General features: G+C 66.2%; 6 protein-coding genes. All 6 read left to right on the forward strand.

Annotated elements, in window-relative coordinates:
• Window positions 1-290, forward strand: a 290-nt coding sequence (locus AC1D1S_RS17565; protein ID WP_476995054.1) for a LysR substrate-binding domain-containing protein, incomplete at its 5' end; no start/stop codon positions are given.
• A 129-nt stretch (window positions 291-419) separates the two neighbouring features.
• On the forward strand, window positions 420-2141 hold the full coding sequence (ilvD, locus tag AC1D1S_RS17570; protein ID WP_026538934.1) for a dihydroxy-acid dehydratase: 1722 nt from the start codon (window positions 420-422) through the stop codon (window positions 2139-2141).
• Window positions 2142-2520: 379 nt separating this feature from the next.
• Complete coding sequence (locus AC1D1S_RS17575; protein WP_476943622.1) at window positions 2521-4419, forward strand: acetolactate synthase large subunit; 1899 nt, start codon at window positions 2521-2523, stop codon at window positions 4417-4419.
• Window positions 4420-4421: 2 nt separating this feature from the next.
• The gene (ilvN, locus tag AC1D1S_RS17580) at window positions 4422-4934 is read left to right on the forward strand and encodes an acetolactate synthase small subunit (protein WP_018773531.1); all 513 of its coding nucleotides are present in this window, start codon (window positions 4422-4424) and stop codon (window positions 4932-4934) included.
• Window positions 4935-5012: 78 nt separating this feature from the next.
• On the forward strand, window positions 5013-6038 hold the full coding sequence (ilvC, locus tag AC1D1S_RS17585) for a ketol-acid reductoisomerase (RefSeq protein ID WP_026538933.1): 1026 nt from the start codon (window positions 5013-5015) through the stop codon (window positions 6036-6038).
• Between the two features lie 127 nt (window positions 6039-6165).
• A partial coding sequence (gene serA, locus AC1D1S_RS17590; protein ID WP_476995055.1) for a phosphoglycerate dehydrogenase occupies window positions 6166-7705 on the forward strand: 1540 nt, incomplete at its 3' end.

Genomic DNA, 7705 nt, shown 5'->3' on the forward strand with positions numbered 1-7705 from the left:
CGCAGGCGGTCCGGGCCCAGCAGTTCCCRGATCTGCGGGTCCTGGAAGCCCTGGTCAGCGCCGGGCACGGGCTGAGCCTGCTGCCGCGGTACACGGCGGTCGGCAACCAGGGCCGGGGGTTCGTCCTGCGACCGCTCGAGGGCGTGAAGGCCAGCCGGAGCATCGTGGCGCTGGCCCGTCCGGACGTGGCGGCCCGGACCACCATCCAGCAGGTCCTGGCGATGCTCAAGGCCGAGGCCCAAGGTGTCGCCGAGGCCCCGGAACTGCGTGACGCGGCTCACCGGGCCTAGGTCAAAGGGGGCCCCGGTTTCATGATGTGAGACGAGAGTCCACTATTTGATCGAAATATTCCCGGTTTTCCGCTTAACGCTCCGTTCTTGGGTCGTTGGCGCCTGTAGCAGAGCCCTAGACTTTGAGCCATGAGTCAGGACACCCAAACAGCAGCAGACACCAAGCCGGACATCAAGCCCCGCAGCCGGGTCGTTACCGATGGAATCCACGCCGCCCCCGCGCGCGGCATGTTCCGGGCGGTCGGCATGGGCGACGACGACTTCGCCAAGCCGCAGATCGGCGTGGCGAGCTCGTGGAACGAGATCACCCCCTGCAACCTTTCGTTGAACCGGCTCGCCCAAGGCGCCAAGGAAGGCGTCCACGCCGGCGGCGGGTTCCCCATGCAGTTCGGCACCATCTCCGTCTCGGACGGCATCTCCATGGGCCACGAGGGCATGCACTTCTCCCTGGTGTCCCGCGAAGTCATCGCCGACTCCGTCGAGACGGTCATGCAGGCCGAGCGGATCGACGGCTCTGTGCTCCTGGCCGGCTGCGACAAGTCGCTGCCGGGCATGCTGATGGCCGCTGCCCGCCTGGACCTGGCCGCCGTGTTCCTCTACGCCGGCTCCATCATGCCCGGCTGGGTCAAGCTCGAGGACGGCTCCGAAAAGGAAGTCACCCTCATCGACGCGTTTGAGGCCGTCGGTGCGTGCGCCGCCGGCAAGATGAGCCGCGAGGACCTGGACCGCATCGAAAAGGCAATCTGCCCGGGTGAGGGCGCCTGCGGCGGCATGTATACCGCCAACACCATGGCCTGCATCGGCGAGGCCCTGGGCATGTCCCTGCCCGGCTCCGCCGCACCGCCCTCCGCGGACCGCCGCCGCGACGCCTTTGCGCACAAGTCCGGCGAAGCCGTGGTCAACCTCCTGCGCCTGGGCATCACTGCCCGCGACATCATGACGCGCAAGGCGTTCGAGAACGCGATCGCCGTCACGATGGCCTTCGGCGGTTCCACCAACGCCGTGCTGCACCTGCTCGCGATCGCCCGCGAAGCCGAGGTGGAGCTGACGCTGGAGGACTTCAACCGGATTGGCGACAAGATCCCGCACCTGGGCGACCTCAAGCCCTTCGGCCGCTACGTGATGACCGACGTCGACAAGATCGGCGGCGTGCCGGTGATCATGAAGGCACTGCTCGACGCCGGCCTGCTGCACGGTGACTGCCTCACCGTCACCGGCAAGACCGTGGCCGAGAACCTCGCCGCGATCAACCCGCCGGACCTGGACGGCAAGATCCTGCGCGCACTGGACAACCCGATCCACAAGACCGGCGGCATCACCATCCTGCACGGCTCGATGGCCCCGGAAGGCGCCGTCGTCAAGAGCGCCGGTTTCGACGCCGACGTCTTCGAGGGCACGGCCCGCGTGTTCGAACGCGAACAGGGCGCGCTCGATGCCCTGGACAAGGGTGAAATCCACAAGGGCGACGTCGTTGTGATCCGCTACGAAGGCCCCAAGGGCGGCCCCGGCATGCGCGAGATGCTCGCCATCACCGGCGCCATCAAGGGCGCGGGCCTGGGCAAGGACGTCCTGCTGCTGACCGACGGACGGTTCTCCGGCGGAACCACCGGCCTGTGCATCGGCCACGTCGCGCCGGAAGCCGTCGACGGCGGCCCCATCGCGTTCGTCAAGGACGGCGACCGGATCCGCGTGGACATCGCGGCGCGCACCTTCGACCTCCTGGTCGACGGCGCCGAGCTCGAGGCCCGCAAGGTCGGCTGGGAGCCGCTCCCGGCCAAGTTCACGAAGGGCGTGCTCGCCAAGTACGCCAAGCTCGTCCACAGCGCCTCCACGGGCGCATACTGCGGGTAGTGCCTTCCCTGGGTGGACGGCGCTGAGCGCCGTCCACCCAGGGAGGACCAGCTAGTGGACACCATTGTCCAAATAGTGAGACACGGGCCGGGCTCGTTGACACCCGTCTCACTCAGAGGGAAAACTGAACGCATGACCGAGATCGTTACAGCCGGAGCCACTGAATTTGAGTGCACTGCAGTCGAGAGCGCTGCAGGTGTTTCCGTCGTACTTACCAAGCGCGTGGCTCAATAGCCTTCACTGGTAACGAACCGTCACGCGCAACCCCTCGAAGAGCCCGCCGGCTGAGGGGTTTTTTTATTTCCCGCAGCACCAGCCGCACCACCAGAACAAAAACAGTAGTTCCACGATCACCGAAGATCCACAAAGGAAGAGTCCGATGAGCAAAGGATCGCCGATCAGCCCCTCGCTGATGGCCACCAAGTCCACTGGAGCCCACAAGGCTCCGGAACGCGTCGAACGTCCGGCTGACGCCGGCGTCGACTCTGCTGCCGTCTCTCCTGTCCTCGGACCGAACAACGTCGTACCCCCGACGGTCATGACCGGTTCGCAAGCAATTGTCCGCTCGCTCGAAGAACTCGGCGTAAAGGACATTTTCGGTTTGCCCGGTGGCGCGATCCTGCCCACCTACGACCCCTTGATGGCTTCCAAAATGAACCACGTTTTGGTCCGTCACGAACAGGGAGCCGGCCACGCCGCGCAAGGCTACGCCATGGTTACCGGACGGGTTGGCGTCTGCATCGCCACCTCGGGCCCGGGTGCCACCAACCTCGTTACCGCCATCATGGACGCCCACATGGACTCCGTGCCGATAGTGGCCATTACCGGCCAGGTCTCCAGCGGGGTGATCGGCACCGACGCATTCCAGGAAGCGGACATCGTCGGGATCACCATGCCGATCACGAAGCACTCCTTCCTGGTCACGGACCCCAACGACATCCCGCATGTGATGGCCGAGGCGTTCCACCTGGCGTCCACCGGACGCCCGGGCCCGGTCCTCGTGGACGTCGCCAAGGACGCCCAGCAGGGCCAGATGACGTTCTCCTGGCCGCCCAAGATCGATCTCCCGGGATACCGGCCGGTGGTGCGCGGCCACAGCAAGCAGGTCCGYGAAGCCGCCCGGCTCATTTCCGGTGCCAGCAAGCCCGTGCTCTACGTCGGTGGCGGAGTGGTCAAGGCCCACGCCTCGGCCGAGCTGCGTGAACTGGCCGAGCTGACCGGCGCCCCCGTGGTGACCACCCTGATGGCGCGGGGCGTTTTCCCGGACTCGCATCCCCAGCACGTGGGCATGCCGGGCATGCACGGCACGGTTTCCGCCGTGACAGCCCTGCAGCAGTCGGACCTGCTGATCACCCTGGGCGCCCGGTTCGATGACCGTGTGACCGGCATCCTGAAGTCCTTCGCCCCGAACGCCAAGGTCATCCACGCCGACATCGATCCGGCGGAAATCTCCAAGAACCGCACGGCCGACGTCCCGATTGTCGGCTCGGTCAAGGAGATCATCCCGGAGCTGACCGAGGCCCTGCGCCTGCAGTTCGAAGCCTTCGGCACCCCGGACCTGACCACCTGGTGGGCCTTCCTTAACAACCTCAAGGAAACCTACCCGCTCGGCTGGACCGAACCCGAGGACGGCCTCAGCGCCCCGCAGCGCGTCATCGAACGCATCGGCGCCCTGACCGGTCCCGAGGGCGTCTATGTCGCCGGCGTCGGACAGCACCAGATGTGGGCCTCACAGTTCATCAAGTACGAACGCCCGCACGCCTGGCTCAACTCCGGCGGCGCCGGCACCATGGGCTACGCCGTGCCGGCGGCCATGGGCGCCAAGGTGGGCGAACCGGACCGCGTGGTCTGGGCGATCGACGGCGACGGCTGCTTCCAGATGACCAACCAGGAACTGGCCACCTGCGCGATTAACAAGATCCCCATCAAGGTCGCCATCATCAACAACTCCTCCCTGGGCATGGTCCGACAGTGGCAGACCCTTTTCTACGAGGGCCGCTACTCCAACACCGACCTCAACACCGGCCACGACACGGTCCGCATCCCGGACTTCGTCAAGCTGGCGGACGCCTACGGCTGCGCTGCCTTCCGGTGCGAACGCGACGAGGACATCGACGCGACCATCCAGAAGGCGCTGGAGATCAATGACCGCCCGGTGGTCATTGACTTCGTCGTGAGCCCCAACTCGATGGTGTGGCCGATGGTCCCCGCGGGGGTCAGCAACGACCAGATCCAGGTTGCCCGCAACATGACCCCGGAATGGGAAGAGGAGGACTGAACATGACCCGCCACACATTGTCCGTTCTGGTCGAAGACAAGCCCGGTGTGCTGACCCGCGTCGCCAGCCTCTTCGCCCGCCGGGCCTTCAACATCAATTCCCTGGCCGTCGGCCCCACCGAGGTCCCGGGCATGTCCCGGATGACCGTGGTGGTCGACGCCGATGGCGAGCTGATCGAACAGGTCACGAAGCAGCTGAACAAGCTGGTCAACGTGATCAAGATCGTCGAGCTCACCTCCGAATCTTCCGTACAGCGTGACCACATCCTGGTCAAGGTACGTGCGGATGCCGCAACACGCCTGCAGGTCACCCAGGCTGCAGACCTGTTCCGCGCTTCAGTGGTCGACGTCTCCACAGAGTCGGTGGTCATTGAGGCAACGGGCCACCCCGAGAAACTCACAGCACTCTTGTCAGTGCTTGAGCCATTCGGCATCCGCGAAATCGTGCAGTCCGGCACCTTGGCCGTTGGGCGGGGATCCCGCTCCATGAGTGACAGGGCCCTCCGCAGCGCGTAACACCGCCGGAGCCGCCCCGTTGTACCGCAGCACCACAGACAATATCTACGAAGAATCCACTCAAAAGGAGACACCCCAGTGACTGAAATGTTTTACGACGACGACGCCGACCTGTCGATCATCCAGGGCCGCACCGTCGCCGTCATCGGTTACGGCTCCCAGGGCCACGCCCACGCCCTCAGCCTCCGCGATTCCGGCGTTGACGTCCGCGTCGGCCTGAAGGAAGGCTCGAAGTCCCGCGCCAAGGCCGAGGCCGAGGGCCTGCGGGTCCTGAACGTTGCCGACGCCGTCGCCGAGGCCGACCTCATCATGGTCCTGACCCCGGACCAGGTCCAGCGCCACGTCTACGCCGAGGACATCGCCCCGAACCTGCAGCCGGGCGACGCCCTGTTCTTCGGCCACGGCTTCAACATCCGCTACGGCTACATCCAGCCCCCGGCCGACGTCGACGTCGCCCTCGTCGCCCCCAAGGGCCCGGGCCACATCGTGCGCCGCGAGTTCGAAGCCGGCCGCGGCGTGCCGGACCTGATCGCCGTCGAGCAGAACCCGTCCGGCAAGGCCAAGGAACTGGCCCTCTCCTACGCCAAGGCGATCGGCGGCACCCGTGCGGGCGTCATCGAGACCACCTTCACCGAAGAGACCGAAACCGACCTCTTCGGCGAGCAGGCTGTCCTCTGCGGCGGCGCCTCGCAGTTGATCCAGTACGGCTTCGAAACCCTCACCGAGGCCGGCTACAAGCCCGAGGTCGCCTACTTCGAGGTGCTGCACGAGCTCAAGCTGATCGTCGACCTCATGGTCGAGGGCGGCATCGCCAAGCAGCGCTGGAGCGTTTCGGACACCGCGGAATACGGCGACTACGTCTCCGGCCCCCGCGTCATCACCCCGCAGGTGAAGGAAAACATGAAGGCTGTCCTCGCGGACATCCAGGACGGCACCTTCGCCAAGCGCTTCATCGACGACCAGGACGCCGGCGCGCCGGAGTTCAAGGCACTGCGCAAGAAGGGTGAAGACCACCCGATCGAGGCCACCGGCCGCGAACTGCGCAAGCTGTTCTCCTGGATCAAGAACGAAGACGACTACACCGAAGGGTCAGTCGCCCGCTAGGCATTGCCCGGCAGGGGAGCCGGACACCACATCCTGGGGTCCGGCTTCCCTGCTGTCCAGCACCACCCGCACCACCCGATTCACCAAAATCCCCACCAGATACACAAGAGAGCTAAAGAGGTCACCGGTGACAAGCACCAAACCTGTCGTACTCCTCGCTGAGGAACTTTCGCCCGCCACAGTCGAGGCCCTCGGCCCGGACTTTGAAATCCGCCAGACTGACGGCTCCGACCGTTCCCAGCTGCTCTCCGCGATCGCCGACGTCGACGCGATCCTGGTCCGCTCCGCCACCCAGTTGGACGCCGAGGCCATCGCCGCCGCCAAGAACCTCAAGGTCATCGCCCGCGCCGGCGTCGGCCTGGACAACGTGGACATCAAGGCGGCCACCCAGGCCGGCGTCATGGTGGTCAACGCGCCGACCTCCAACATCGTCTCCGCCGCCGAACTGACCGTCGGGCACATCCTGAGCCTCGCCCGCCACATCCCGCAGGCCAGCTCCGCCCTCAAGGACGGGGAGTGGAAGCGCTCCAAGTACACCGGCATCGAGCTCTTCGAGAAGAAGATCGGCATCATCGGCCTGGGCCGGATCGGCGCCCTCGTCGCGGCCCGCCTGAAGGGCTTCGACACCAAGATCCTCGCGTACGACCCCTACATCACCTCCGCCCGGGCCGCCCAGCTCGGCGTGCAGCTGGTGACGCTCGACGAGCTCCTGGCCCAGTCGGACTTCATCACCATCCACATGCCCAAGACCCCGGAAACCGTCGGCATGCTCGGCGCCGAGGCGTTCAAGAAGATGAAGAGCACGGCGTACGTCGTCAACGTCGCCCGCGGCGGCCTGGTGGACGAGGAAGCCCTCTATACCGCGCTGCAGGCCGGTGACATCGCCGGCGCCGGCGTCGACGTCTTCTCCAAGGAACCCAGCACCGACCTGCCGTTCTTCAAACTCGACAACGTCGTGGTGACCCCGCACCTGGGCGCCTCCACCGACGAGGCCCAGGAGAAGGCCGGCGTCTCCGTCGCCAAGTCCGTCCGCCTGGCTCTGGCCGGCGAACTGGTCCCCGACGCCGTCAACGTCGCCGGCGGTGTCATCGCCCCGGACGTCCGCCCCGGCATCCCGCTGATGGAAAAGCTGGGCCGCATCTTCACCGCGCTGACCCATGCCTCCCTCACCCAGTTCGACGTCGAGGTGGCCGGCGAGATCTCCTCGCTCGATGTCAAGGTCCTGGAACTCGCGGCGCTCAAGGGCATCTTCGCCGACGTCGTGACCGAGCAGGTCTCCTACGTCAACGCACCCGTCATCGCCGAGCAGCGCGGCATAAACGTCCGCCTCATCACGACGCCGGACACCGAGTCGTACCGCAACGTCCTGACCCTGCGCGGCGCCCTCAGCGACGGCAGCCAGATCTCCGTCGCCGGAACCCTGACGGGCCCGAAGCAGATCCAGAAACTGGTCGGCGTCAACGGCTACGAGGTGGAAATCCCGATCAGCGAACACCTCGTGGTGGTTGCCTACTCGGACCGCCCCGGCGTGATCGGCACGATCGGCCACATCCTGGGCATGAACAACATCAACATCGCCGGCATGCAGGTGGCACGCCAGACGGAAGGCGGCCAGGTGCTGGCCCTGCTGACCATCGACAGCTCCGTGCCCCAGCAGGTCCTTGACG

Source organism: Arthrobacter sp. P1_A5 (assembly GCF_056406825.1).

Excerpts from the sequence above, each read along its gene's own strand:
- ilvD (WP_026538934.1), top strand. The coding sequence starts at position 420 with ATGAGTCAGGACACCCAAACAGCAGCAGACACCAAGCCGGACATCAAG.
- ilvN (WP_018773531.1), top strand. The coding sequence starts at position 4,422 with ATGACCCGCCACACATTGTCCGTTCTGGTCGAAGACAAGCCCGGTGTG.